Genomic DNA, 24,986 nt, shown 5'->3' with positions numbered 1-24,986 from the left:
GTTCGGGGCTAGCATTCCCCGCATGACCCACGCCGCACCCGTCCCGCCCGACGACAGCCACCTCCGTTCCCTCATCGAAGCCACCGCCGACGCCGTGGCTGCCGCCGAACCGCTCGGCTCCGACTACGCGGGAGCCGACGCGGAAACCCGTGCTGCGGTTGAAGAAGAAGTGCGTTCCCGGGCCAGCGAACTCGTCGCGCTCAGCCAGGATCTGCACGCCCATCCGGAAGAAGGGTTCGCCGAACACCGGTCAGTCGGGGCGCTCGCCGAGCTGCTGCGCGCACACGGCCACGAAGTCACCGTCGGGCTCGGCGGGCTGGACACCGCGCTGCGCACCGGAACTCCGGACAACAACGGACCGCACATCGCGGTTCTGTCCGAATACGACGCGCTGCCCGGGTTGGGGCATGGCTGCGGGCACAACGTCATTTGCACCGCGGGCGCCGGCGGATTCCTCGGTGCGGCTGCAGTGGCCGAACGTCTCGGCGGACGGGTGTCGCTGGTGGGCACTCCCGCGGAGGAAGGCGGTGGCGGCAAGGAAACTCTCGCGCGAGCGGGAGTCTTCGACGATGTCGACGCGGTGATCATGTTGCACCCGTTCAGCCACGACATCGCGCTGCACCCATTCCTCGGCAGGCGGCAACTGGAGATGGTCTTCCACGGCGTCGGTGCCCATGCTTCGGCGCAGCCGTTCATGGGACGCAACGCGCTCGACGCGGCGGTGGCGGCCTACCAAGGAGTGTCCGCGCTGCGGCAACAGCTGCCGTCGAGCGACCGAGTGCACGGTATCTTCACCGACGGCGGTGCCCGGCCGAACGTGATCCCCGCCCGCGCGGCTCTTCTGTTCTACCTCCGGTCGGCGAATCCCGAGACGCTGCGCGATTTGGCCAACCGGATGACCGCGATCGCCCACGGCGCGGCCGAAATGACTGGCTGCGGAGTGGAGTTGCACTGGGACGAGCAGCCGGCGTACCTGCCGATCCGGTTCAACACGACGCTGGCCGGGCGATGGTCTGTCAATCAGCAAGGAACCGGGCGGAAACCGCTGCCGCCGGGCATCGTGCCGGAATTCCTGACCGGAAGCACGGACCTCGGAAACTTGTCCTTCCGGATGCCCGCGCTGCACCCGATGATCGCGGTGTCCGGGCCGACGGTCGCTTTGCACACCAAGGAATTCGCCGAGGCAGCCGGGTCGCCTGCGGGTGACCAAGCGGTAGTGGACGGTGCGCTGGGGCTGGCGCTGACCGCCGCTGATTACCTCGCTGACGCGGAGCTGCGCAAAGCCGTCCACGACGAATTCGAGGCATCGGGAGGGGCGCTGGACGTGCCGAGTTTCTTCGACTGACCGCAAGCGCGCGTGGCCGAGTGGCTGGGAGGAGGTGCAAAGCCGCCGGTTTGACGGGGTGTGCTGAAGGTTCGCCCGGGTTGGGCTGACCCCAGTGACGCCGCAGTGGTCGGTGCTGCTGGGTTATGACGGCACGGCACGGCACGGCACGGCACGGCACGGCACGGCACGGCACGGCACGGCACGGCACGGCACGGCACGGCACGGAGGATCAAACCCGCAAAGCCGCTCCAGCCGCAAGCACCTCAGTCGCAGCAGGCGCGACCACAGCCGGCGGAGCTGTGGCCGAAAGACCAGCAGCCGTCAGAGTTTCACCATCGGCACACTGCCGATCAGCATCAACCGAACCTTGCCCGAAGCGCCGAAGTCGATCGTTGCGGTCGCGCGGGGGCCGACGCCGTCGCAGGAAATCACTGTGCCCAGGCCGTACTTGTCGTGGCTGACTCGGTCTCCCACGTCCAGCTTCAGCGCCACCGTGTCCTTCCACGCCTTGCCGAACGGCGAACTCGAGGAGGTCGACGACGACGAGGACCGTCGGCCCCACGTGGTCGCGGCTCGGGGACCCGAGGAGGAGCCCGAAGAAGAGCCGAAGTTTCCGAAGCCCGGCGAGGACGGTTCCAGACGGCGCCAGTCGACCAGGTCCGGCGGCAGCTCGTCCAGGAAGCGGGACGCCGGGTTCATCTGCGGCTGTCCCCAGGCCGACCGGGTAAGCGCGCGCGATACGTAAAGTCGTTGCCGCGCACGGGTAATCGCTACGTAGGCCAGCCGGCGTTCTTCGGCCAGTTCCGCGGGATCGCCCAAGGCGCGCATGTGCGGGAAGACCCCGTCTTCCCAACCGGTGCAGAAGACGACCGGGTATTCCAGGCCCTTCGCGGTGTGCACGGTCATCAGGGTGACCACGCCCGCGCCGCCGTCGCCTTCCTCGCCTCCGTCCGGGGAGGGGATCGAGTCGGCGTCCGCGACCAGCGAAACCCGTTCCAGGAAGGCGGGCAGCGAACCAGGCGCCGGAACGCCGTCGTCCAGGACCAGTTCAGCGTTTTCGTCGTTGGCGACCTCGGCGGTGAACTCGGCGAATTCACGTGCCACCGTCACCAGTTCGGTGAGGTTTTCGACGCGCGACGCGTCCTGCGGGTCGTCCGATTCCTCGAGTTCCGCGCGGTAGCCGGTGCGCTCCAGGATCGCTTCGAGCAGGTCGTGCACCTCGGTGCCGGACGACGCCATTTCCCGCAGTTCGTCCAACAGCGTCACGAAGCCGGTGATCGCCTTGGCCGAGCGCGGGTTCAGCAGCGCCACCTTGTCGTCGACCGCGTCGCGCAGGGCGGCCCAGAACGAGATTCGTTCCCGCTCCGCGTGCGTTGCCACGACGGCCTCGGCCCGGTCGCCGATGCCGCGCTTGGGAACGTTGAGGATCCGCCGCAGGCTGACCGTGTCGTCCGGGTTCGCGAGGACACGCAGGTACGCGATCATGTCCCGCACTTCGCGTCGTTCGTAGAACCGCACGCCGCCGACAACCTTGTACGGCAGGCCCAGCCGGATGAAGATTTCCTCGAACACCCGCGACTGGTTGTTGGTGCGGTAGAACACCGCGACGTCCGAGTAGTCCGCCTCGCCCTTCTCCGCCAGCGCGTCGATCTCCCCGGCGACGAACGCGGCCTCGTCGTGGTCGTTGTCCGACACGTAGCCGACGATCTTCTCGCCGTCGCCCGAATCGGTCCACAGCCGCTTGGCGCGCCGGTTGGGGTTGCGCGCGATCACCGCGTTGGCCGCGGACAGGATCGTTTGCGTGGAGCGGTAATTCTGCTCCAGCAGAATCGTGTGCGCGTTCGGGAAGTCGCGTTCGAATTCCTCGATATTGCGGATGGTCGCGCCGCGGAAGGCGTAGATGGACTGGTCCGCGTCGCCGACCACGCACAGTTCGGCGGGCTCGATTCCGCTGTCCGTGGCCTCAGTCCCGGCGAGCGCGCGCACCAACGTGTACTGCGCGTGGTTCGTGTCCTGGTACTCGTCGACCAGGACGTGCCGGAAACGCCGCCGGTAGTACTCCGCGACGTCCGGGAACGCTTGCAGCAACGACACTGTCTGCATGATCAGGTCGTCGAAGTCGAACGCGTTCGCGCCCGAGAGCCTGCGCTGGTACTCGGCGTAGACCTCGGCGACCCGGCGTTCCAGGTCGTTGGCCGCCTTCGAGGCCGCTTCTTCCGGGTCGACCAGCTCGTTCTTCAGGTTCGAGATGTGCACCGCGAGCGTGCGCGCGGCGTACTTCTTCGGGTCGATGTCGAGGTCGCGCGCCACGAGCGTGATGAGCCGCTTCGTGTCGTCCGAGTCGTAGATGGAGAAACTCGACGACATGTCGAGCGTTTTCGCCTCGCGGCGGAGGATCCGCACGCACATCGAGTGGAACGTGGACACCCACATCGCGTTCGCGCGTTTGCCGACGAGCGCCGCGACGCGTTCGCGCATCTCGGCGGCGGCCTTGTTGGTGAACGTGATCGCCATGATCTCGCCCGGATGCACGCCGCGTTCGGCGAGCAGGTAGGCGATCCGGCGCGTGAGCACGCGGGTCTTGCCCGATCCGGCTCCCGCGACGACCAGCAGCGGACCTCCGGCGTGCGTCACCGCCTCGCGCTGGGCGGGGTTGAGGTCCTCGAGCAGGTCTGCGGTTCCCGGCCGGGCAGCGCGGGCGGGCGGGTCTGCGGGGAGATCGAAGAGGGTGTCCATCGTCTGTCCACGCTACCCCGGGGGTACGACAGTCCCGGAACAGCCACGGGGTCGGCCTGCGCTTCCGGACGTACGCCGCAGTGTCGCCTCGCGTCCGACGCGCGACGCCCCCGCGAGGCGGAGCATCGAATGGCATGGACGACAAGATTCCCGCCCGGCTGAGGGCTTCCGACGGCGATCGCGAACGCGTCGCCGAGATCATCCAGGCCGCCGGTTCCGACGGACGGCTCACTCTCGAAGAGGTGGAGGAGCGGCTGAGCACGGTCTACGCCACCCGCTACACCGACGAACTCGGCGAGCTCACCGCCGATCTCCCCCGCCCGGCTCCGGCCCGGCCGCGCGGCGGCTGGCCGCTGACCCGGGCCGCGCTGCGCGAACATCCGGCGCTGCGCGTTCACCTCGGCATCGTCGCCGTGCTGGCGACCTTGCTGATCGTCCGCTGGGCGATCGGCGGCGCGCTGTTCTTCTGGCCGGCGATGCCGTTGTTCTGGCTGTTCGTCAGCCTGGTGCTGCACGCGCGGGTGCGGGCGTTCCGGCAGCGGCCGGGCGCGCCTGTGCCATACTGAAGGCGTGCGGCACAGCAGCGAGCGATTTTTTTACGGGACCCGGACTCGGGCTCCCGTGATCGCGTAGTGCCCCACCCGCCATCACCCGCAGCCCCGGAGTCCACTGGCCCCGGGGCTTTCGCCGTCCCTGGGCAACCGGGAGTCCGGACTTCAGAGAGGTCCCGATGAACGCGCAGACGCAGAACGCCGACGGACAGCCCGCCGAGCACACCCCGGCCGGCGAGGACATCTCGTCGCTTCGCAAGGAGATCGACTGGCTCGACTCCGAGATCCTCCGGCTCGTGAAGCGCCGGGTCGAGGTGTCGAAGACGATCGGCGCGGCCCGGATGGCCGCGGGCGGCACGAAAATCGTCTACAACCGCGAGATGGACGTGCTGGCGCGCTACCGCGAACTGGGCCCGGAGGGCCGTCAGCTGGCGATGCTGCTGCTGAACCTCGGCCGCGGCAGGCTCGGCCGCTGACGCGGTATCCGGGGCATCCCCGATTCGCGCGGCCGCGAATCCGGGCAGACTGGACACATGATTAACCTCATCGCCGTCATCATCGCGATCGCGAGCGTGCTGGCGGCCCTCGGCCACGTCGGCTACCTGGCGCTGCTGAACAACGCGGCGGGCAAGCGGGCGGGCGGGGCTCCGGTGGCGCAGTACGTGCGCAGCCGCTGGGCCCTGGCCGGCGGCGCCACCGCGGCCTCGCTCTTCGCCTGGCTGCTCACGTCCGGCAACGTCGTGCTGGACATTCTCTCCATCGTCATCGCGGTCGGTAGCGGCGCGACGTCGGTGAAGGCTCTCCAGTCGACGCAGGCGAAGTACCGCAGCGGCGGCTGACGAGGCTCCGAACTGGGCAAACACCGGGCGGTACGCTGCGCTGCGTGACGTGCCGCCCGTTCGGGCGCGCCCGGTCGAGTGAAACCGGTGCAAGTTGCAGGATGGGTGAAGACATTCGCCTGCCGGTTTCCTACTGTGAAGCTCGTGAGGACCCTGGCGGCCGCGCCGGGCTATGCCCGGAGGGCGCGCGGGAGCTGCGGCTCCGCGCGCCGTTCTCCGCGTGCGCGTGCATTTGCTCGGGAGTTCGCAAGTGTGGACGCAAGCGTCGTTCTCCGCTCGCCTGCTCCGTTCGGGTTGACGACCGCCCCGGTGCCGTCACGCCCCTCGCGCGGAGGGGTCGGACCGGCATGACGGGAAACACGATGGGCGGTCCGCGGCACGCTGGCCGTCCCGGCGCGATGCCGGACGCCGAGGTCACCGTTCCCGGACGGCACCGCGTCCGCGCCGACGGCACCTGGACCCCCGTGGTGCCGCCCCGCGCCGCCGGACATCACCGGCACCGCACCGGCGCCACCCCGGCCGTCAACGCTCCGGTCCAGCGGGGCAGCGAGAATCCGCAGCAGCGCGGCGCACCGGCTCCGCGCGCGAACCGCGTGCCCGACGACGGGAATCGCCCGGCTCCCAATCCGCCGGTTTTCCCCGCTTCGAGCGGCACGTTGCCGATCGGCGAACCCCCGTTGCCGCAGCCGCAACGCCGGCGAGCCCCGATCGCCCGCCGAGCCCCCGTCGAACCTCCGCGCCGCCCGGCCGCCGCACCGGACCGGCCGGCCGAACTCCGTCAGACCCCCGCTTCTCCCGGCCCGGCAGCCGAACCCCAGAGCCGCCCAGCCGAAGCTCCGGGCCGCCCAGCCGCCCGGCCCGAATCGCCGAGCCACCGCGCCGAATCCGGCACCGCCTTCGCTCCCCCGCAGGACCGCATCCCCGAGGAGCACCGCGCCTTCGCCCCGCCGGAAAGCACGCTCCCCCAGCCGACCCGGCGCAGCCGGCAGGAACGCGTGGCCACCACCTCCGCCGCGCTGGCCAACCGGCCGCAAACCCCCCGCGAACGCGTCGAGCTGAACCCGGTCGCGGAAGAACCTCCGCGCCGCCAGCGCGTCACCCTCGGCGAACCGGCCGTCTCGCGAGAGAAAGAAGAGCAGCCGGACGACGAGGTGCGGGTGTATTCGGCCCCGGCGCTGGACGGTCTCGGCACGTTCGACCTCGGCTCGGTGCCCGCGTCGGTCACCCCGCCGAAGACCTGGCGCAAGGCCGCGTGGTTCGCCACCGGCGCGTCCGGTGCGGTCGTCGTCGGGCTGCTGTTCGCCGGGACGTTCCTGGTCGGCGGGCCCGCCACCACGACGACCGACGCGGTCGGAGGCGGCTGGCCGGGCAGGCAGAACGGCGGCAACCCGAACCTCAGCGCGCTGATCCCGAACAGCGGGCAGCAAGGCGGCGTCGGCGGCAACGTCCCGCGCAGCGATTCCAGCACCAGCCCCGACGGTGTCACCTCGGACAACGGCACGCACCCGCAGCAGGGCAGCAGTCCGAGCAGTTCGGCGGACAGCAGTTCGGCCGAGGTGACCACGTCGGCCGGTCCGGGCACCGGCAGCGGGACGTCCACGCCGACGACGACCGATTCCCCGTCGTCCAGCGAGCCGCCGGAGAAGCCGCCGGTCACCCCCGCCCAGCGGGAAACGAAAGACCCGAACTACTTCACCGCCAGCAACGCGAACACGATGGGGAACAACTCGGAGAAGTTCTTCAACACGGTCACGACCGACCCGTCGGAGGCCTCGTCGGTCACGTCCGGCGACCTCAAGCAGCAGGGTCCGCAGGGGCTGCGCAAGCGCTACGCCGACGTCGCGTACTTCGAGGTCAAGAAGGTCACCATCGACCCGGAGCACGGCACCACGGTGAACACGCTCGAGGTCACGCACAAGGACGGCAGCAAGAGCACCGAGCAGCGCACGCTCACCTTCGACGACAACGGCAAGATCACCGACGACGGGCGCTGACCAGGCGACTGTCTGCAAATGCCGATGCACGTGCGGTGCGGTGAGCGGTTGTTCCCTCGTCCGGTCGGGTGACATAAGCTGCCGTTCGTCGTACGACGGCGGCATTCCGGCGACGGAGTCTGGCGGCCACCAGTCGGCACAGGGTTACCTGGCGACTACGAGGCCCGGATCCGACCACGAATCGCCCGGGACCGCCCCGGGACACCGCGTCCCGCCCCGAACCCCCAGAGCGAGGACTTTCGTGCTTGAACGGCAGCGAACCCGGCGAGAACCCGACGCCGTGCGCGTCGAGGACGTGATCCCGCCGGAACTGCTCGAGGACGTGGCCGAAGCCGACCGCGCCTACCTCGAGCAGGTGTTCCGCGAACCGCAGAAATACCTGCCGCCGCGCACCCGCCGCCCGGCCGTCCAGGCCGAGGAACCCGTCGAAGAGCCCGAAAGCAAGCTCGCCCGCCGCGCGAAGCTGGCCGGGCTCGTCGGAGCGGGCGCGCTGGTCGCCGGCGCTGTCGTCACCGCCTCGCTGCTCAGCGGCGGCCCGCGGCCCACCGTGCCGGTCGCCGGCGAGGCCGCGATGCCCGCCGGATTCAGCGGCGCGGCCGCGCTTGGCGGCCAGGCCGTGCCCGAGCAGCGCAAGAGCCACTCGTCCGGCGGCACCACGTCCGGGCAGAGCGAAAGCACGACGCAGTCCAAGCACACCGACTCCGCGGCCGCCACGCCGTCGAACTCGGGCACCACGACTCCGGAAACCACCTACGGCACGTCGTCGGCCGCCGCGTCGAGCGCCCCGTCCTCGGCGGAATCGCACAAGAAATCCGCCGCCTCGTCGGCGGCCGCGCCGGATCCGGTGAAGCTCGAAGCGGTGCGCAAGTTCTACGCCTCGATCGACCACCACCCGGAGAACGCGCTTTCGCTGCTCGCCCCGAACGTCGCGCGCGGCGAAACGGGCGATCTGGTCCGAGCGTGGAGCGGGGCCGACTCGATCGACGTCCAGGAACTCCACGTCCAGGACGACGGTTCGGTCTTCGCCGTCGCACTGGTCCACCAGGCCGACGGAACTCTGGTACGCGTGACCCAATTGTTCGACGTCGTCGAGCAGGATGTGATCTCCCAGGCCCGAATCCTGTCCGCGGTCTACTCCTGACCTGCGCGAACGTGGTGCGGACGGGGCGTGGCACGTGTGCCGCGTGCGTGTGCGCAGAGTGAGCGCCTAGCCTTGTCACGGGTCGGTCTCGGCAAAACCGGCACACGGTCCACAGCAGGTGCCTACGCTCCGGTGCTGCGGCGGGTTCGAACTCACCCCTTCGGGGTAGAAATGTCCCGCCCCGGGAAGTCGGAGCCCCAAAGGGAGGTCGCGTGAGCGACGAGGGTCGTCTGGTCGCCGGCCGGTACCGGATCGTCGGGAAAATCGGTTCCGGCGCGATGGGGGCTGTCTGGCGCGCCCACGACGAGGTGCTGGGCCGTACGGTCGCCATCAAGCAGCTGCTGCTCCAGCCGGGGCTGGAGCACCACGAGGCGGAGGACGCCCGGCAGCGCACCATGCGCGAGGGCCGGATCGCCGCCCGGCTGCACCATCCGAACGCGATCACCGTGTTCGATGTCGTCACCGACGACAACGGCCAGCCCTGCCTGATCATGGAATACCTGGCTTCCACCAGTCTGGCGCAGGTGCTGCAGGAAAAAGGCACCCTGCCGCCGCTGGAGGTGGCGCGGATCGGCGCGCAGATCGCCGCCGCCCTGCGCGAGGCGCACGCGGTCGGCATCGTGCACCGCGACATCAAGCCGGGCAACATCCTGCTCGCCGGCAACGGCACGGTGAAGATCACCGACTTCGGCATCTCCCGGGCCAAGGACGACGTCACGGTCACCAAAACCGGGATGATCGCCGGCACCCCTGCCTACCTGGCCCCCGAGGTCGCGATCGGCGGCGACCCCGGCCCCGAGTCGGACGTCTTCTCGCTCGGCTCCACGCTGTACGCCGCCTGCGAGGGACAGCCGCCGTTCGGCCTGTCCGAGAACACGCTGAGCCTGCTGCACGCGGTCGCCGCGGGGCAGATCAACCCGCCGCGGCAGTCCGGTCCGCTGGCGAGCGTGCTCGCGGTGCTGCTGCACCCGGAGACCCAGCACCGGCCCACCGCCGACGAATGCGAGGAACTGCTGGCCGCGGTCGCGCGCGGCGAGACCCCGCTTGGCGGTCCTGCCGACGAGACGGTGATGGCCTCGTCCTCGGGCACCCTCGGCGCGGCCGCGCTCGGCGCGGCGGGCGGCGCGGCTGCCGCCGGTCTGCTGCATCCCGACGACGAGCAGGCCGGCCACTCCGGCACGCTGCTCGACGAGCCGGGCGCGACCCAGCAGTACGACCCGAGCGCGCAGCAGTACTACGACGAAGCCCCGTACCCGCCGGCCTCCGCTTACCCGGAGAACGACTACGACGACCACGGCTACCAGCAGGACGCCTACCACCAGGAGCCGCCGCTCTACGGCGACCCGAGCCGCAACGGCCTCGCCGCCACGCGCGCGGTCCCGGTGCCGGAAAACTTCGAGGACGACCCGTACGACGAGGACCCCTCCCCGCGGACTCGGGTGCAGACCGCGCCCGAGGACGAAGAGGACGAGAAGCCCGGCGCGTGGAAGAAGCCCGCGATCATCGGCGCTGTCGTGGTCATCGCCCTGGTCGCGCTCGGCGTCTGGCTGCTGACCCCGGGCAACCCGCCGGACGCTTCACAGCCGGCACCGCCTGCTACGTCGTCCGCGGTCGCGCCGACCTCCGTCACACCGCCGCCTTCGGAAGCAACCACTACGTCCCCGCCTACGTCGTTCCGGGAAAGCGCGACCCGCGAAACCCAGTCGACGCGGCACTCGCGGCGGTCCACTACGACGGAGGACACTCCTTCGCAGGAATCGTCCCAGCCGCAGAACACCCAGCCGACGAAGCCGACGGCTACGAAGGAACCGACAAAGACTCCGAGCGAAACCAGCGGGCCGCCGTCGCCTACCGGATGATTCAGGGACAGCATTGAGTTCAGAAGGCAGCATCGTCGGCGAGCGGTACCGGCTCGACCAGCCGATCGGGCGGGGCCGCGCGGGCATCGTGTGGCTCGCGTTCGACACGCGGCTGTTCCGGACCGTCGCGATCAAACGCATGTACCTGCCCGTCGGCCTGCCGCCGGACCGTGCCGAGCAGGCGCGCGCGATGGCGATGGAAGAGGGCAAGGCCGCGGCCCGGATCGACCATCCGTGCGCGATCACGGTGTACGACGTACTGCCCGACGGCCCGGACGTGTGGCTGGTGATGGAGTACATCCCGTCGCGCGGGATGGCGGTGTTCCTCGCCGAGTACGGCACCCTCACCCCGGAACAGGCCGCGTTCCTGGGCATCCAGCTCGGCGACGCGATGGCGTCGATTCACTCGGCGGGCATCGTCCACCGCACGCTCGAGCCGAACACCGTGCTGCTCGCGGACGACGGCAGCGTCAAGCTCACGGACATCGGCATCACCGGCGGCGGCCCGCACGCTGCTTACGTGGCGCCCGAGGTCGCTCGCGGCGCGCCTCCGTCCGCGGCCGCGGACGTGTTCTCCCTGGGCGCGACGCTGTACACGGCCGTCGAGGGCGTGCCGCCATTCGGCGACGACGGCAAGTCTCCGGAACGGCCGCCCGAGAACGCCGGCCCGCTCGCCGGTGCGTTGCAGAAGATGCTGCGTGCCGACCCGGCGGCCCGGCCGACCATGGACGACACCGTGCACGCGCTGAAGGCGATCACCGTCGGGCGCGAGCAGACCGCGTTCATCCCGCCGACCGCGCCCGCGCTGCCGACCCTTCCGGCGTCGCGGCCGATGCCGGCGCAGCAGCAGCCCAACGTGCCGGAACCTACGCAGCAGATCCGGCCGCAGCAGCAGCCTCCGCAGTCGGCTCCGCTGATGCAGCTTCCGGTCCAGCAGGTGCCGCAGGCTCCCGCGCCGGCGCAGCCCATGCAGCAGATGCAGCCGCCGACCGCCCGGTACACGCCCACTCCGGCGCAGCAGGCCGCGTCCGCGCAGGCGCTTCGGGAGAAGGCAGCGGCGCGACGGCGGATCATCCTCACTGTCGCGGCGATCCTGTGCGCGATCCTGATCGGGATCGGCGTTTCGCAGCTGCTGTTCGTCTGAGCCGGCGTCAGGCGACGTTCTCGGTCGCCTCTTGCATAGCCTCGAGGAACGTCCGTACGGCTGGACTGCCCGCGACCCGTGCGGCCACCGCGGCGTGAATGTGCCTGCTCGGCTGCGGATTCCGGACCCTGCGCACCACCACTCCCGGATGCGGCGTGCCGAGCCCTAGTTCCGGCACCAGCCCGACGCCGAGCCCGGCGGCGATGAATCCCTGCGCCGACGGATAGTCCTCGGACTCGACCACGACGTTCGGATGGAACCCGGCTGACGCGCAGGCGCCTTCCAGGATCGCGCGGCAAGCGCCGGGGATCGGGTCGACGCCGACCCACGGTTCGTCGGCGAGGTCGGCCAGGTCGAGGACGCGTTTGCGGGCCAGCCGGTGCGCACGCGGCAGCACCGCGCGGTACGGGTCGTCCAGCAGCGGCACCAGCTCGATGTCCCGGCCGGGCCCGGACGGCCGCGGGTACACGATGATCGCCAGGTCAGCGCGGCCTTCCTCGACCTCGGTGAGCGGGTCGCCCGGGTCGATGAGCTTGAGGTCGAGCCACACGCCCGGGTGTTCGCGACGCAGCGCGGCCACCGCGTACGGGACCATCGTCGCGCCCGCGGTGGCGAAGTAGCGGATGGCGAGCTTGCCGGTGCGGCCTTCCTTCAGCTCGGTGAGCGCGGCCTCGGCCCGGGCCAGCTCCGCACTGAGCTTCTCGGCGTGTTCGGACAGCAGCGTCCCGGCCGGGGTCGGCTGGACGCCGCGGCCGACGCGTTCCAGCAACGGCGTGCCCGCTTCGCGTTCGAGCACCGCCAGCTGCTGGCTGATCGCCGACGGCGTGTAGCCGAGATTCCTCGCCGCGGCAGTGATCGAACCGCTCGTGATCACCGCGCGCAGCACCTGCATGCGCCGTACATCGAGCATGGCTTGGATACTACAGCTTTGCTTAACCGTCCCTGCAGTTATTTTCGCTTGTCCTTACACCTCGGCGCGGTAAAGCTGGCTAGCGAGGCGAAGGAGGAACCTGGGGTGGGCGAGACGAAGACGCTGCTGAGGATCGCGGCGCTCGCGTTGATGTGGGGATCGAGTTTTTTCTGGATCAAGCTGGGGCTGGAAGCGCTTTCTCCGGTGCAGCTGGTGCTCGCGCGGCTCGTGCTGGGTGCCGCCGTGTTGCTGGCGCTGTGCCTGATCGGGCGGCGGAGCCTGCCCGCGCGACGGAGCACCTGGGGGCACCTGCTCGTCGCGGCTTTCTTCCACAATGCCTTGCCTTTCCTGCTTTTCGCGGTCGGCGAGACCACTGTGGACTCCGGCATCACCGGGGTGTTGAACTCGACTACTCCGCTCTGGGTGCTCGTGGCTGCCCCGTTCCTCGGGGTGGCGAACCGGATGAACGCGACGCGGATCGCCGGACTGGTGATCGGGCTCGGCGGGATCCTGCTGATTTTCGCGCCGTGGCAGGCGTCCGGACTGCTCAGCTGGGGCGCACTGGCCTGCCTCGCGGCCGCGGCGAGCTACGGGTTCGCGTTCGTCTACGAAGGCCGCTACCTGTCGAACACCGGCTCCTCGCCGTACGCGATCGCGGCCGGGCAAATGCTGCTGGCGACCGGTTTTCTGGTGCTGGCCATGCCGTTCGGCGGGTTGACGCCGGTGCACTTGAACCCGGTCGCGTTGATCGCGGTGGTGGTTCTCGGCCTCGGTTCGACCGGGATCGCGTTCGCGCTCAACTACCAGCTGCTGGCGAGCGAAGGCGCGGTGGCCGCGTCGGTGGTCGGCTATCTGCTGCCGGTGGTCTCCGTGCTGCTGGGCGCGGTGTTCTTGCACGAGCAGCTGAATCTGCGCGTGATCGCGGGCATGGTCGTAGTGCTGCTCGGCGTCGCGTTGACGCGGTTGCAGCGCAAACCGGCGGTAACTCCGGAAGAAGAACTGACTCCGGCTTAGACGAGGCGGCGGTCGGAGGCCCAGCGGGACAGCTCGTAGCGGTTCGACAGCTGGGTCTTGCGCAGGACGCTCGACACGTGCGTCTCGACCGTCTTCACCGAAATGAACAGCTCGGACGCGATTTCCTTGTAGGCGTAACCGCGGGCGAGCAGGCGCAGGACGTCGCGCTCGCGCGGGGTGAGCAGGTCCAGCTCGGGGTCGTTGATCGGCGCGGAGCCGGGACGGTCGGCGAAGGCGTCGAGGACGAAACCGGCCAGGCGCGGGGAAAACACCGCGTCACCGTCGGCCACTCGGACCACCGCGCGGACGAGTTCCTTCGACGAGATCGTCTTGGTGACGTACCCGCGGGCGCCGGCGCGGATCACCGCGATGACGTCCTCGGCGGCGTCGGAAACCGACAGCGCGAGGAAGACGACGTCCGGCAGCTCCGGGCGCACGCGGCGAAGCACCTCGGCACCGCCGCCGTCGGGCATGTGGACGTCGAGGAGCACGACCTGCGGACGGGTGCGCGCGATGCCGGCGACCGCTTCGGCGACCGACCCGGCTTCGCCGACCACCTGCACCTCGTCGGTGATCGAATCGAGTTCCGTGCGCACTCCCGCGCGGAACAACGCGTGGTCGTCCACGAGGAAGACCTTGACCGGTTCCCGCTGGCTATCCGTCACGACTGCCCACTCCCTCGCTTCGCCTGTCCCCGAGCATAGCGAGGTCACGCCACCCCTTTGGCCGCCTTGACCGGCATGGCGAGCTGGACTTCGGTGCCTTCGCCGGGCGCGGTGCGCAGCTTGCAGGTGCCGCCGTGGCGTTCCATCCGGCCGCGGATCGAGTCGGCGAGGCCGTGCCGGTCGGCGGGCACGACATCCGGGTCGAAGCCCTTGCCGCGGTCGCGCACGAACACCGTCACCTCGGTGGGCTCCACCTCGGCGAACACGCTGACCTCGTCGACGCCGGCGTGCTTGGCCGCGTTGACGATCGCCTCGCGGGCGGCCTGCACCAGCGCGGTGAGCGGCGGGTTCAGCTCGGCGTCGCCGACGACGACCTGGCCGACCGAGATCGCGAACTGGTCCTCGACCTCGCCGCACGCCGCGGCGAGCGCCTCGGACAGCTGCTGGCGGGCGCCTTCTTCCTCTTCCTTGGTCCGCTTGTCGCTGGGCTTGCCGTAGCCGCCGGGGCCGTACAGCCAGCCGCGCAGTTCGCGTTCCTGGCCGCGGGCGAGCCGGGCGACCTCGGCGGGCTGGTCGGCCTGGCGCTGGATCAGCGCGAGGGTCTGCAGGACGGAGTCGTGCAGGTGCGCGGCGATCTCGGCGCGTTCGTCGGTGCGGATGCGGGCCTGGCGTTCCTCGCTGAGGTCGCGGACCAGCCGCAGCCAGAACGGGACGGTGAGCACCGCGACGCCGACCAGCGTCGCGACCACCGCGATCAGGGCGAATTTGACCTGGTCGAAGTCGCCGCTGGCGAAGACGACGAAGCCGATGCCGGTGGCCACCAGCGCGACCCCGGCGAGGATCCGGACGAACGCCGCGAGCCGGCCGCCCTCGCCGACCAGCCCGTCGCGGGCCCCGACGCGCCAGCGCCGCCGCTGCGACTCGTCCGCCTCCCGCCAGACGACCGCCGCACCGAGCGCGGCGAGCGCGAGCGGCACCGCGACCCAGCCGCGAATGGCCCCGGTGAGCGTGCTGCTGGCGATCGCGAGCCCGATGCCGAGCGCGATCAGCCCGTACGCCTGCTGCCGGTCCCGGGCCTTGGGCGCGGTTTCGGTTTCCTCGGAACTCTGCGGCACGAACACCCAGAGCAGGCCGTAGGCGAGCAGGCCGGCCCCGTTGAGCGCGGCCAGCAACGCGAAGACGACGCGGACCCAGACGACCGGAACCCCGAGGTGATCGGCAAGCCCGCTCGCGACACCCGCGACGGCCCGCCCGGAACGCCGCCGGTACATCTTGGGCCGAGGTTCGGGTTCGGCGACCTCCATCGCCTGGGCGGACACGAGTGCCGAGGGCTCCTCAGCGGTCGAGGAAACCCGCCCGGGGGCACCGATGTCGAGAAAGTCCTGCACGAGTCCCATCGTCACACGCGGGAGCGGGCCGGACATCGGGGAAGGCCCTGATCCATTCCCCCAGATGGCCGCCGGTACGGAAATTCCGCGAACCTCCCTGCCGCCGTCTCGGACTCGGTACCATGCAGGGGGCGAGCGATCACAGTGCGTACACGGGCGGGGAGGCCGGATGACCGAGCAGCATCGCGCGGAGCACGTCGAGTCCGCAGGCGATTACTACGCCCGGACGCAGAACGTGCACCAGATCTTCGCGGTCGGCGTGGACTCGCCGGAAACGCGCGCGGCCACCGAACGGGACGCCTCGCAGTACTCGGTCCAGCAGGGTCAGCAGCTGCTCCAGGGTCAGCAGACGCGGGGCGACGCGCCCGCGCCGGACGCGAATTATGCGTCCTACAGCCACGAAGACCTGCACAAAATGGTCAACGAGGGCTTGGACTTCGAAGACATCAACGAACGCAGCCGCGTGACGAACATCTACGGCAACTTGCTCGCAGAGGCGTCCAACCGGTTCCGCGACGCCGCCGACACCGCTGGGGCCGAGTGGCAGGGCGCGGCCGCTGCGCAGGCGCATTCGTTCTTCCAGAGCACGGCGGACCATACGGAAAAAACCGGCAGCGCGATGCAACTGGTGTCGAACCGCTACTCCCAACAGTCCGCGGCGGCCGACTACGCGCACAAGCACATGCCGGAGCCGACCGGGTTCGACCAGAAGGCCGAGATGGCCAAGGCGACGGAGCAGTTCCAGAACGGCAACCCGTTGCAGGGCGTGATCGCGATGGGCGACGTGGCGGCCAAGCAGCAGCAGGCTGACGCGGCGCACCAGCAGGCGGTCCAGGTGATGCACGGGTTGGACACCACGTATCACGAGACATCCACGACGCAGCCGGTTTATTCGCCGCCGCCGCAGCTGAACAACGACAGCACGCAGGCGAGCAGCGCCGCCCCGGTGGCCGTTCCGGGTGGGGCTTCTAGCGGACCTTATGTCGGTCCTGGTGGGCCCGGTCCGGTGACTGGTGGTCCGCCGAATGGCTTCCCTGGTACGAATCCGCCGCTCGGCGGTCCTGCTATGAACTCCTTTCCGCCTGGGGGAGGCGGCAATCCTCCGGGCGTTCCTTACAGCCCTGGGCCGGGGATCAACACCGGTACTGGGCCGCTCAGCAACCCTGCGGTGTCAGGGGGCGGGAACAACCTCCGGACCACTATGGGCATCGGCGGGCGGCTTTCTCCGGAGGGGCTCGCTTTGGGCGGAGGCGGAGGCGGTGCCGGGAACTCCGGCGAGGACACGCCGCGCAGCCGATCGGGCGGCGGTGCCGGCCGGGGCGGTGCCGGTGGCCGAGTGACCGGCGGTGCTGGCTCGGGCGGTTCCGGGAAGCCCGGCGAATCCGGAGGCAAGGGTGCCGCTGAACGCCTTGAGCGCGGCGCTACCGCTGCCGCGAACGCTGGAAAAGCCGGGAAGCCTGGTGCGGCGGGCGCTGGTGCAGCGGGCGCCGGGAAGAAGAAGGAAGAGGACAAGGAACACAAGAACAAGATCCCGACACAGGTCGATCCGGACGAGGTCTTCGAGGTCAAGCCGGAGCGTGGGCCGGACGGGGAGAAGATTACTCCCCCGGTTCTCGGCGGCTGATTCCTTCCCTCGCGCAGATCTAGGAGCAACCGATGGCAGAAATCGTCTGGGACAAGAAGTCTTCGACCGAAAGCTCACCCGCTGCGGGCACTGCGGGCAACGACTTCCTGGCCGGGCTAACCGAAGGGCCGGGAAGTCATGAGGCCGCGCAGAAGATGAAGACGGCAGGGAACACGCTGAAGACCTTGGCGCAGAACGGGTCCTTCGCGGTGAACGAGGAGGGGTTCACCGCGTACATGAAGGCGTGCGACTTCTTCCTCAAGGTCTTGAACGATTTTATGGGTCAAGCTTCCTTTCTTGGCCGAGCCGCAAAAATGGGAAATTTCAACTACGCTCGATCCGTCGCCGACTTCAATGTCTCAGTAGCGAGCCACCCGCAAGAGGGAATGCTGCCCAACCTCATACTGATGCAGCAAGCAGTTGACGCCGCACAGCAGGCGCTCGCCATCGCGCGGAAAAACTACCAAGAAACCGAAAGCGCGCATTCATTGTCCTTCGCCGAGCTCAACAAGAAACTCGACAATCAGTGAAAACATCCCGTGCCTCTACCGCCTTCCTGCTGGCCAGTGCGGCCGCACTGGCGCTCACCGCATGCGACAGTCCGGTAAACGGCGCAGCGCAGGCCAGCGGAACACCCCCCTCAACCGGTTCGGCTCCGCCCGCTTCCGCGGGCAACCCCTTCGCAGCCCGGAACCAGTGCGCCCTGCTTGATCAAATACTGAGCGGGGCAGGCTACCCCCCAGCGAAACCCTCTATCGCCCAAGAACGCAAAGCCTGCGTCACCCAAAAATCCAGCGGCGGCTTGAACGCCACCAACGTAGGACTGCTCCTGCAAGAGGAACAGCGCTACGACAGCGACGTCAAGAACACCGCACAAGCCCGCAGCGGAAGCCTCGGCGACCGGAAGTTCGTCGAAGACCCCGCCGAGCTGGGGGCAGCCGGCCAGTGCACGATATCCATGTCGGTCCAGACCAGTTCTCGCGCGATCATCACCGTGACCGGCGGAAATGACACTGCCGCTTCCTGCAAGACCGCGGAGGACCTGGCGACCAAACTGGACCCGCTCCTGCCCAAGGGCTGACCCTCCCTCGCACCGCGGGCAGGGGAACCCGAGGCTCGCTGACCGCACAAAACTGGAGATTCGTGGCCAGGAATCGCCGGGCAACCGGAGCACTCAGCGTCACGCTGCCATAGTCGGCACAGCAGCGTGCGGCAACCCCGTCAACGGCGCGGCAACGCCAACTGCATCAACGCTCGCACCAGCCAGCAGTCCGGCCTCCAGTTCCGACAATCCATTCGGCTCACTGAACCAATGTCAACTGGTCGACCAAATCCTGGCCGGCCAAGGATTCCCGCCGGCAACGCCCTCCGTCGCCGACTCCAAGCGAAGCTGCCGGTCGAAGAAAACATCCGACAACGCCGCCAAGGACCCAGCGGCCGAAGTCGGCATCGCGCTGCAAAATGGTCAAAAGTACACAGACAACATCCAGAACCCCAACTCGGCGCACGAAGGAAACGTTGACGGCCGAAAACTCATCGAGCAACGGGATCTCATGGGCTCCCCAGGCGGATGCCAGATAGGCATGGAGGTCGGACCCAACGCACGCGCCTTGGTGATCGTATTGATCGGCGACGACACTGCGGCCGCTTGCAAGAAGGCCGAGGACGTCGCGACTGCCTTGGACAAGCGGCTTCCCCGGAGTTGAACTTCCCGCTCCCCGCGAGGTCGCTGGCTCCTTCCGCTGGCCGGTCAGCGCAAAGCCCCACAACCGCGCCACGCCAGGGCCTATCTCGGGGACAACCTCAGGGACCTTCCCCGATGTGCCACCCCCGCGACGTCGACCATGCTGTGAGGCATGAGTGGTGCGAACGACGTGCGGCCTCCCCGTACGAACCCGTTGAACGGGTTCGAGGAGACCGTCAAGGACTTCTGGGCCAGCAGGCCTCGACGGCCGCACTCGGGGCGGAAGGTCGCGGGGGTCGCGGCTGGACTGGGGGATCGCTACGGGATCGATCCGGTGGTGATCCGGGTCGCGTTGGCGGCGGCGACCGTTTTCGGGGGATTCGGGCTGGTGCTTTACCTGCTCGGATGGTTGTTCTTCCCGGCAGAGGGCGACGAGGTTTCCGGCTTCGAGGCGATGATCGGGCGCGGGCGGTCGTCGATGACCAAAGCCTTCGCGGCCGTGCTGACTGTCGCGCTGATTCCGGTCGTCGGGTGGACGTTCGGCGGCGGCTGGTTCGACGGGGGCGGCCTGATCGGGTTCGCGTTGCTCGCCACGTGCCTTTATCTCCTGCATCGCACCCGCGGGCAGGACAACCGACCGGTGCCGGTCGTCGCGTTCGCGGCGGACGGGGCCGCTTCCGGAACCGGAGCTTTCACGATGAACAGCGACACCCCGACTCCCGCGGCGGCGGCGCCGGGCTGGGATCCGCTGGCCGCTGACCCGGCGGGCTGGGATCTGCCCGACCCGGCGGCACCGGTCCCGCCGCCTCCTCCGGCCGGCGACTACAACAACTCTGCGCACCGGCCGCCGCGGCGGCGGTCCAAGATCGGGGCCGCCACGCTCGGGGTCGCGGTGATCGTGGCCGGCGTCGGCGTCGCGCTCGCGCTGAACGGGTTCGACTGGTTCTCGCTGCGGCACATCATCGGCATGACGCTCGCCGTGCTGGGCATCGGGCTCGTGGCCGGGGCGTTCGCTCGTGGCGCGCGAGGCCTGATCGGGCTCGCGATCCCGCTGTCGATCGCCGGTCTGGTGCTCACGACCAGCACGTTCGACAACATCGACGTGCGCGGCGGCGTCGGCGACCTGACCGCCACCCCGCGTACGGCGGCCGAGCTGCAGCCGGTCTACCGGCACACCGCGGGCAACATGAAGATCGACCTGACCCAGCTGGCCGCGAGCGAACCGGTCACCACGACCGTCTCCAACGGCGCCGGGAACACCGAGGTCATCGTGCCGCGCACCGCGGACGTCACCTTCACCTGCGAGAACAGCGCCGGCGAGGTCGACTGCCTGAACCGCACGTCCAACGGGGTCGGCCAGCCGGCCATCACCGGGACCGACAACGGCGACGACAACGTCGGCGGACAGAAGATCACGCTCCACGTCACCAACGGCGTGGGCCAGGTGGAGGTGCGCCGTGGCTGAGAACCCCTACTCCTACGACGAGCCCGAAGCCCCGGCTCGCCGCCGCGGGGTCGACTGGATCACGCTGATCGTCGGGGTCGCGACGCTGCTGGTCTCCGGCTACGTCCTCACCGACGGCTCCAGCTGGCTGCCGACCTTCGACTTCCGCTGGATCATCGCGGGCGGCGCGGTGTTCTGCGGGATCCTGATGCTCGGCGCCTCGTTCCGCAAACGACGGCCGTAAAACCAAAAACGGGGCCCGGCTAAGTCCGGGCCCCGTTTTTTACGTCATTCCCACTCGATGGTGCCCGGCGGCTTGCTCGTCACGTCCAGCACCACGCGGTTGACCTCGGACACCTCGTTCGTGATCCGGGTCGAGATCCGCTCCAGCACCTCGTACGGCAGCCGCGTCCAGTCGGCGGTCATCGCGTCCTCCGACGACACCGGGCGCAGCACGATCGGGTGCCCGTAGGTGCGGCCGTCGCCCTGGACTCCGACGCTGCGGACGTCCGCGAGCAGCACCACCGGGCACTGCCAGATCTCCTGGTCCAGCCCGGCCGCGGTGAGTTCCTCACGGGCGATCGCGTCCGCCTCGCGCAAGGTCTCCAGCCGGTCCGCGGTCACCTCGCCGATGATCCGGATGCCCAGCCCCGGCCCGGGGAACGGCTGGCGCTGCACGATCGTCTCCGGCAGCCCCAGTTCGAGCCCGACGCGGCGGACCTCGTCCTTGAACAGCAGCCGCAGCGGTTCGACCAGCTCGAACTGCAGGTCTTCGGGCAGGCCGCCGACGTTGTGGTGGCTCTTGATGTTCGCGGTGCCCTCGCCGCCGCCGGATTCGACGACGTCCGGGTACAGCGTGCCCTGCACCAGGAACCGGTAGTCGCCCTGCGCCTTGAGATCGCGCTCGGCCTGCTCGAACACGCGGATGAACTCGCGGCCGATGATCTTGCGCTTCTGCTCCGGGTCGGTGACGCCGGCCAGCGCGTTCAGGAACCGTTCGCGCGCGTCCACGGTGACCAGGTTGACGCCGGTCGCGGCCACGAAATCGCGCTCGACCTGGGTGCGCTCCCCCGCGCGCAGCAGGCCGTGGTCGACGAACACGCAGGTCAGCCGGTCGCCGATGGCGCGCTGCACGAGCGCGGCCGCGACCGCGGAGTCGACGCCGCCAGACAGTGCGCAGATCGCCCGGCCGTCGCCGATCTGCTCGGCGATCCTGGCCACCTGCTCGTCCACAATGGACGAGGTCGTCCAGCCGGGCTTGACGCCGGCGATCTCGTACAGGAACCGGCGCAGCACCTCCTGGCCGTGCGGCGAGTGCGCCACCTCCGGGTGGTACTGCACGCCCGCGAAGCGGCGCTCGACATCCTCGAAACCGGCGACCTCGGCGCCGTCGGAGCTGGCCGTGACGACTGAGCCCTCCGGGGCCTTGGTGACGCTGTCGTTGTGGCTCATCCACGCCGTCTGGTGGCCGGGCAGCCCCGCGTGCAGGACGCCGCCCTCGCCGACCATCCGCACGTCGGTGCGGCCGAACTCGCGCACGCCGGTCGGCTCGACGACGCCGCCGAGCGCGCGGGCGAGCAGCTGGTGGCCGTAGCAGATGCCGAGGATCGGCACGCCGGCCTCGACCAGCTTCGGGTCCATCGCCGGGGCGCCCTCGGCGTACACGCTCGACGGGCCGCCGGACAGGATGATCGCGGACGGGTTCTTGGCGAGCAGTTCCTCGGCGGTCGAGCTGGACGGCACGACCTCGGAGAAGATCTGCGCCTCGCGCACGCGACGGGCGATCAGCTGCGCGTACTGCGCCCCGAAGTCCATGACGAGTACCGGACCGGTGGGAGTGGCCACCTACGACCTCCAGGCGAATGAGCGCTTTTGCCACCATCGTCCCAGGTGGGCCCCGTCACGTCGGCAATGCCCCCGGAATGAGGACAGCCAGTGTCCGCGAACCGGCTTACCGTGCCCGCATGACCAACGACTGGACCAACGAACTGACCGAGCAGCTGGACTGGCACTGGCAGCACCACGTGCGCCCGAAGCTGGAGGGGCTGACCGACGACGAGTACTTCTGGCAGCCGGTCGCGGACTGCTGGACGGTGCGTCCCCGCACGAGCGAGAACGAGCCGGGCACCGGCGACTTCACCGTCGATTTCTCGTTCCCGGAGCCGACGCCGCCACCGGTGACCACGATCGCGTGGCGGCTGGCCCACATCATCCCGGGCGTGCTGGGCATGCGCTCCGCGTCGCACTTCGGCGGGCCGCCGGTGTCCTATCAGGACTTCCCGTACGCGGGCACTGCCGACGAAGCACTGAAGCAACTCGACGACGCGTACGCGACCTGGATCGCCGGCGTACGCAGCCTCGACGCCGAAGCGTTGGCCCGCCCGTGCGGTCCGGCTGAAGGGCCGTACGCGGAACTGTCGATGGCCGCGCTCGTCCTGCACATCAACCGCGAGATGATTCACCACTGCGCGGAGATCCTGCTGCTACGCGACCTTTACCGAAACCGGTGACCAACAGCCCCAGCGCGATGCCGAGCAACGCGGGCATGCCGTGGTTGTCGTGCAGCACCGTGTCGAGCACGGCCAGCGGCGCGATCAGCAGCGCGCCGCGGTAGAGGGCTTGCGGCGGCTCGGCGTCGCGCGCCTGCCACACCACGACCGCGAGCGCGCCGAGCAGCCCGGCGACACACATCGAGTTGCCCGCCCCCACTGGGTTCAGCCAGAGGTAGCTGAGGAACTGGCCGAACAGCCCGCAGCCGAAGTACAGGACGAACCAGGACACCCGGCCGAGACACCATTCCGTGAACGTGCCCACGACCGCGAGGGCGACCAGGTTGAAAATCCCGCCGAGGAGCTTGCCGTCCTGGAAGAACATGCCGGTCAGCAGCCGCCACCACTCGCCGGCGTCGATCGCGGCGGCGTCGCGCTTGAAGCGGTCGAAGAGGGACGGATCCGCGAGCTGGGCGAGGAGCACGATTGCGGTCACCACGAACACCGCGCCGGTCAGCACCGGACGGCGCGGTGTTCCGACCCGAGCGAAAAAGGCCCGCGCAGGGCTTTCGGACCAGCGAGAGGCTACCGAGTTGGTCATGGGCTGACGGTATGCCGGGCGCGCCGCGCGGACCCCCGACAAATGTCATTTCGAGGCCAGGACAGGTGCCACAAAAGAAGGACCGAGTCCGGCGTGCCGGGCCTGGTGCTCCCTAATACCTTGAGCGCATGGACACGATCACCCCACAGCCGCGGGCCGCGTGGATCGCCGGTCAGGCTGAGCAGGGCGCGAGCACCCTCGTGGTGCACCACCCGTTCGACGGCAGCGAAGTGGCGACGGTCGCGGTGCCCGGCGCTGACCAGGTGGAACGGGCGGTGGCCGCGGCGGCCGCGGTCGCGAAGGAATTCCGGCGCACTCCGGCGCATCAGCGGGCCGCCTCGCTGGAGCACGTTTCGCGCGGGCTCGCGCTGCGGGCAGAGGAACTCGCCGAGGTGATCACGGCCGAGAACGGCAAACCGTTGAAGTGGGCCGAGGCCGAGGTGAAGCGCGCGGTTTCGGTATTCCGGATCGCGGCCGAGGAGGCGCGCCGGTTTAGCGGCGACCTGCAGCGGCTCGACGCCGATCCGTCCGGTGACGCCCGGCTCGCGCTGACCCGCCGGGTGCCGCGCGGGCCGGTGCTCGGGATCGCGCCGTTCAACTTTCCGCTGAACTTGGTGGCGCACAAGGTCGCTCCCGCGCTCGCGGTCGGCGCGCCGATCATCGTCAAGCCCGCGCCGCGTACGCCGTTGTCGTCGCTGGTGCTTGGCGAACTGCTCGCCGAGACCGACCTGCCGGAAGGCGCTTTTTCCGTGCTGCCGCTGGGAAACGAGGAAACTCAGGCGCTCGTCGCCGACCCGCGGCTGCCGGTCGTCTCGTTCACGGGCTCGGGTCCGGTCGGCTGGTCGATCGCGGACGCGGCGGCGCGCAAGCACGTCGTCCTCGAACTGGGCGGCAACGCCGCGGCCGTCGTGCTGCGGGACTGGCCGGACCTCGAAGGGGCCGCGCAGCGGATCGCGACCTTCGGGAACTATCAGGCGGGCCAGTCGTGCATCGCGGTGCAGCGGGTGATCGTGGACGCGGCGATCGCCGACGAGTTCGTGCCCGCGCTGACTGAGGCCGTCGAGGCACAGCAGACCGGCGACCCGTATGACCGCAACACTGACGTCGGCCCGGTCGTCGACGAGGCAGCCGCGGAACGGATCATCGCGTGGGTCGACGAAGCCGTGGCCGGTGGCGCACGGGTGCTGACCGGTGGAACCCGTTCGGGCGCAACGGTCGCGCCGACTCTGCTGACTGACGTGCCCGCGGACGCCAAGGCTTGGTCGGAGGAAATCTTCGGACCGGTGCTCGCGGTGTCCATTGTGGACGGCGTGGACGAGGCTTTCGCTTCGGTGAACGCGTCCGCGTACGGGCTTCAGGCTGGGGTGTTCACCAGTGACGTGCAGCTGGCCTTCCACGCGTCGGCGGAACTGGAAGTCGGCGGCGTGATCATCGGCGACGTGCCGTCGTACCGCGCGGACCAGATGCCGTACGGCGGCGTGAAGGGTTCGGGCGTCGGCCGCGAAGGCGTGCTGGCGGCGATGCATGACTTGACCGAGGAGCGGGTCACGGTCTTCACCGGCGTCGACCTCTGACC

At 69.6% G+C, this 24,986-nt stretch carries 23 protein-coding genes; 16 read left to right on the top strand and 7 right to left on the bottom strand.

Annotated elements, in window-relative coordinates; genetic code table 11:
• Nucleotides 1-22 precede the first annotated feature (22 nt).
• Complete coding sequence (locus L942_RS35380; RefSeq protein ID WP_037368675.1) at nucleotides 23-1,345, top strand: M20 family metallopeptidase; 1,323 nt, start codon at nucleotides 23-25, stop codon at nucleotides 1,343-1,345.
• 303 nt (nucleotides 1,346-1,648) lie between these two features.
• On the opposite strand, the gene pcrA is transcribed toward L942_RS35380, so the two are convergent.
• Nucleotides 1,649-4,063 (bottom strand): DNA helicase PcrA, encoded by a 2,415-nt coding sequence (gene pcrA / locus L942_RS35375; RefSeq protein WP_037368673.1) that lies wholly within the window; start codon nucleotides 4,061-4,063, stop codon nucleotides 1,649-1,651.
• 134 nt (nucleotides 4,064-4,197) lie between these two features.
• On the opposite strand from pcrA, the gene L942_RS35370 reads away from it, so the two are divergent.
• From L942_RS35370 to L942_RS35340, 7 genes are all read left to right on the top strand, one after another.
• Nucleotides 4,198-4,629 (top strand): DUF1707 SHOCT-like domain-containing protein, encoded by a 432-nt coding sequence (locus tag L942_RS35370; RefSeq protein ID WP_037368671.1) that lies wholly within the window; start codon nucleotides 4,198-4,200, stop codon nucleotides 4,627-4,629.
• Between the two features lie 164 nt (nucleotides 4,630-4,793).
• On the top strand, nucleotides 4,794-5,090 hold the full coding sequence (locus L942_RS35365; RefSeq protein ID WP_037368669.1) for a chorismate mutase: 297 nt from the start codon (nucleotides 4,794-4,796) through the stop codon (nucleotides 5,088-5,090).
• A 57-nt stretch (nucleotides 5,091-5,147) separates the two neighbouring features.
• On the top strand, nucleotides 5,148-5,453 hold the full coding sequence (locus tag L942_RS35360; protein WP_009072469.1) for a hypothetical protein: 306 nt from the start codon (nucleotides 5,148-5,150) through the stop codon (nucleotides 5,451-5,453).
• Between the two features lie 347 nt (nucleotides 5,454-5,800).
• Nucleotides 5,801-7,447, top strand: a complete 1,647-nt coding sequence (locus tag L942_RS43420; RefSeq protein WP_235079597.1) for a hypothetical protein — start codon at nucleotides 5,801-5,803, stop codon at nucleotides 7,445-7,447.
• Between the two features lie 241 nt (nucleotides 7,448-7,688).
• Nucleotides 7,689-8,588, top strand: a complete 900-nt coding sequence (locus tag L942_RS35350) for a hypothetical protein (RefSeq protein ID WP_037368665.1) — start codon at nucleotides 7,689-7,691, stop codon at nucleotides 8,586-8,588.
• Nucleotides 8,589-8,800: 212 nt separating this feature from the next.
• Nucleotides 8,801-10,447, top strand: a complete 1,647-nt coding sequence (locus L942_RS35345) for a serine/threonine-protein kinase (protein ID WP_037368663.1) — start codon at nucleotides 8,801-8,803, stop codon at nucleotides 10,445-10,447.
• Between the two features lie 13 nt (nucleotides 10,448-10,460).
• A complete protein-coding gene (locus L942_RS35340; RefSeq protein ID WP_037368661.1) occupies nucleotides 10,461-11,591 on the top strand; it encodes a serine/threonine-protein kinase in 1,131 nt (376 codons plus the stop codon).
• 7 nt (nucleotides 11,592-11,598) lie between these two features.
• Here L942_RS35340 and L942_RS35335 read toward each other — a convergent pair whose 3' ends face one another.
• Nucleotides 11,599-12,501, bottom strand: coding sequence for a LysR family transcriptional regulator (locus L942_RS35335; RefSeq protein WP_037368659.1), 903 nt, complete (start codon nucleotides 12,499-12,501; stop codon nucleotides 11,599-11,601).
• A gap of 105 nt (nucleotides 12,502-12,606) precedes the next feature.
• Between L942_RS35335 and L942_RS35330 the strand changes: the two genes are divergently transcribed.
• The gene (locus L942_RS35330) at nucleotides 12,607-13,515 is read left to right on the top strand and encodes a DMT family transporter (protein WP_037368657.1); all 909 of its coding nucleotides are present in this window, start codon (nucleotides 12,607-12,609) and stop codon (nucleotides 13,513-13,515) included.
• On the opposite strand, the gene L942_RS35325 is transcribed toward L942_RS35330, so the two are convergent.
• Nucleotides 13,512-14,180, bottom strand: a complete 669-nt coding sequence (locus tag L942_RS35325; protein WP_037368656.1) for a response regulator — start codon at nucleotides 14,178-14,180, stop codon at nucleotides 13,512-13,514. The genes L942_RS35330 and L942_RS35325 overlap by 4 nt on opposite strands.
• Before the next feature lie 44 nt (nucleotides 14,181-14,224).
• Complete coding sequence (locus L942_RS35320) at nucleotides 14,225-15,583, bottom strand: ATP-binding protein (RefSeq protein WP_440201358.1); 1,359 nt, start codon at nucleotides 15,581-15,583, stop codon at nucleotides 14,225-14,227.
• Between the two features lie 154 nt (nucleotides 15,584-15,737).
• Here L942_RS35320 and L942_RS35315 point away from each other — a divergent pair, with 154 nt between their 5' ends.
• The 3 genes from L942_RS35315 to L942_RS44635 are packed head-to-tail and all read left to right on the top strand — an operon-like array spanning nucleotide 15,738 to nucleotide 18,273.
• On the top strand, nucleotides 15,738-17,192 hold the full coding sequence (locus tag L942_RS35315) for a hypothetical protein (protein ID WP_037368653.1): 1,455 nt from the start codon (nucleotides 15,738-15,740) through the stop codon (nucleotides 17,190-17,192).
• A gap of 32 nt (nucleotides 17,193-17,224) precedes the next feature.
• Nucleotides 17,225-17,722 (top strand): hypothetical protein, encoded by a 498-nt coding sequence (locus L942_RS35310; protein ID WP_037368652.1) that lies wholly within the window; start codon nucleotides 17,225-17,227, stop codon nucleotides 17,720-17,722.
• Nucleotides 17,719-18,273 carry a hypothetical protein gene (locus L942_RS44635; protein WP_158684588.1) on the top strand — a complete coding sequence of 185 codons (555 nt, stop codon included), beginning with the start codon at nucleotides 17,719-17,721 and terminating at the stop codon, nucleotides 18,271-18,273. The genes L942_RS35310 and L942_RS44635 overlap by 4 nt, the downstream gene beginning before the upstream one ends.
• A gap of 220 nt (nucleotides 18,274-18,493) precedes the next feature.
• Here L942_RS44635 and L942_RS44630 read toward each other — a convergent pair whose 3' ends face one another.
• Nucleotides 18,494-18,970 carry a hypothetical protein gene (locus L942_RS44630; protein WP_158684587.1) on the bottom strand — a complete coding sequence of 159 codons (477 nt, stop codon included), beginning with the start codon at nucleotides 18,968-18,970 and terminating at the stop codon, nucleotides 18,494-18,496.
• 78 nt (nucleotides 18,971-19,048) lie between these two features.
• Here L942_RS44630 and L942_RS35300 point away from each other — a divergent pair, with 78 nt between their 5' ends.
• Together L942_RS35300 and L942_RS35295 are read left to right on the top strand one after the other, a co-directional pair.
• On the top strand, nucleotides 19,049-20,341 hold the full coding sequence (locus tag L942_RS35300; RefSeq protein WP_037368648.1) for a PspC domain-containing protein: 1,293 nt from the start codon (nucleotides 19,049-19,051) through the stop codon (nucleotides 20,339-20,341).
• A complete protein-coding gene (locus L942_RS35295) occupies nucleotides 20,334-20,564 on the top strand; it encodes a hypothetical protein (protein ID WP_037368646.1) in 231 nt (76 codons plus the stop codon). The genes L942_RS35300 and L942_RS35295 overlap by 8 nt, the downstream gene beginning before the upstream one ends.
• Nucleotides 20,565-20,608: 44 nt before the next feature.
• On the opposite strand, the gene guaA is transcribed toward L942_RS35295, so the two are convergent.
• Nucleotides 20,609-22,165 (bottom strand): glutamine-hydrolyzing GMP synthase, encoded by a 1,557-nt coding sequence (gene guaA / locus L942_RS35290; RefSeq protein WP_081655366.1) that lies wholly within the window; start codon nucleotides 22,163-22,165, stop codon nucleotides 20,609-20,611.
• A 119-nt stretch (nucleotides 22,166-22,284) separates the two neighbouring features.
• Here guaA and L942_RS35285 point away from each other — a divergent pair, with 119 nt between their 5' ends.
• Nucleotides 22,285-22,830 (top strand): DinB family protein, encoded by a 546-nt coding sequence (locus L942_RS35285; RefSeq protein ID WP_037368643.1) that lies wholly within the window; start codon nucleotides 22,285-22,287, stop codon nucleotides 22,828-22,830.
• Here L942_RS35285 and L942_RS35280 read toward each other — a convergent pair.
• Nucleotides 22,763-23,410, bottom strand: coding sequence for a rhomboid family intramembrane serine protease (locus L942_RS35280; protein WP_037368642.1), 648 nt, complete (start codon nucleotides 23,408-23,410; stop codon nucleotides 22,763-22,765). The genes L942_RS35285 and L942_RS35280 overlap by 68 nt on opposite strands.
• Nucleotides 23,411-23,538: 128 nt before the next feature.
• Between L942_RS35280 and L942_RS35275 the strand changes: the two genes are divergently transcribed.
• Complete coding sequence (locus L942_RS35275) at nucleotides 23,539-24,984, top strand: aldehyde dehydrogenase family protein (RefSeq protein WP_037368641.1); 1,446 nt, start codon at nucleotides 23,539-23,541, stop codon at nucleotides 24,982-24,984.
• The last annotated feature ends 2 nt before the right edge of the window (nucleotides 24,985-24,986 follow it).

It is taken from the genome of Amycolatopsis orientalis DSM 43388 (genome assembly GCF_000411975.1).
GTDB lineage: Bacteria > Actinomycetota > Actinomycetes > Mycobacteriales > Pseudonocardiaceae > Amycolatopsis > Amycolatopsis orientalis_D.
The sequence above is the reverse complement of the archived record's forward strand: the minus strand, read 5'-3'. Positions and strand labels throughout refer to the sequence as shown.

Excerpts from the sequence above, each read along its gene's own strand:
- L942_RS35380 (WP_037368675.1), top strand. The coding sequence starts at position 23 with ATGACCCACGCCGCACCCGTCCCGCCCGACGACAGCCACCTCCGTTCC.
- pcrA (WP_037368673.1), bottom strand. The coding sequence starts at position 4,063 with ATGGACACCCTCTTCGATCTCCCCGCAGACCCGCCCGCCCGCGCTGCC.
- L942_RS35370 (WP_037368671.1), top strand. The coding sequence starts at position 4,198 with ATGGACGACAAGATTCCCGCCCGGCTGAGGGCTTCCGACGGCGATCGC.
- L942_RS35365 (WP_037368669.1), top strand. The coding sequence starts at position 4,794 with ATGAACGCGCAGACGCAGAACGCCGACGGACAGCCCGCCGAGCACACC.
- L942_RS35360 (WP_009072469.1), top strand. The coding sequence starts at position 5,148 with ATGATTAACCTCATCGCCGTCATCATCGCGATCGCGAGCGTGCTGGCG.
- L942_RS43420 (WP_235079597.1), top strand. The coding sequence starts at position 5,801 with ATGACGGGAAACACGATGGGCGGTCCGCGGCACGCTGGCCGTCCCGGC.
- L942_RS35335 (WP_037368659.1), bottom strand. The coding sequence starts at position 12,501 with ATGCTCGATGTACGGCGCATGCAGGTGCTGCGCGCGGTGATCACGAGC.
- L942_RS35315 (WP_037368653.1), top strand. The coding sequence starts at position 15,738 with ATGACCGAGCAGCATCGCGCGGAGCACGTCGAGTCCGCAGGCGATTAC.
- L942_RS35310 (WP_037368652.1), top strand. The coding sequence starts at position 17,225 with ATGGCAGAAATCGTCTGGGACAAGAAGTCTTCGACCGAAAGCTCACCC.
- L942_RS35300 (WP_037368648.1), top strand. The coding sequence starts at position 19,049 with ATGAGTGGTGCGAACGACGTGCGGCCTCCCCGTACGAACCCGTTGAAC.
- L942_RS35285 (WP_037368643.1), top strand. The coding sequence starts at position 22,285 with ATGACCAACGACTGGACCAACGAACTGACCGAGCAGCTGGACTGGCAC.
- L942_RS35280 (WP_037368642.1), bottom strand. The coding sequence starts at position 23,410 with ATGACCAACTCGGTAGCCTCTCGCTGGTCCGAAAGCCCTGCGCGGGCC.
- L942_RS35275 (WP_037368641.1), top strand. The coding sequence starts at position 23,539 with ATGGACACGATCACCCCACAGCCGCGGGCCGCGTGGATCGCCGGTCAG.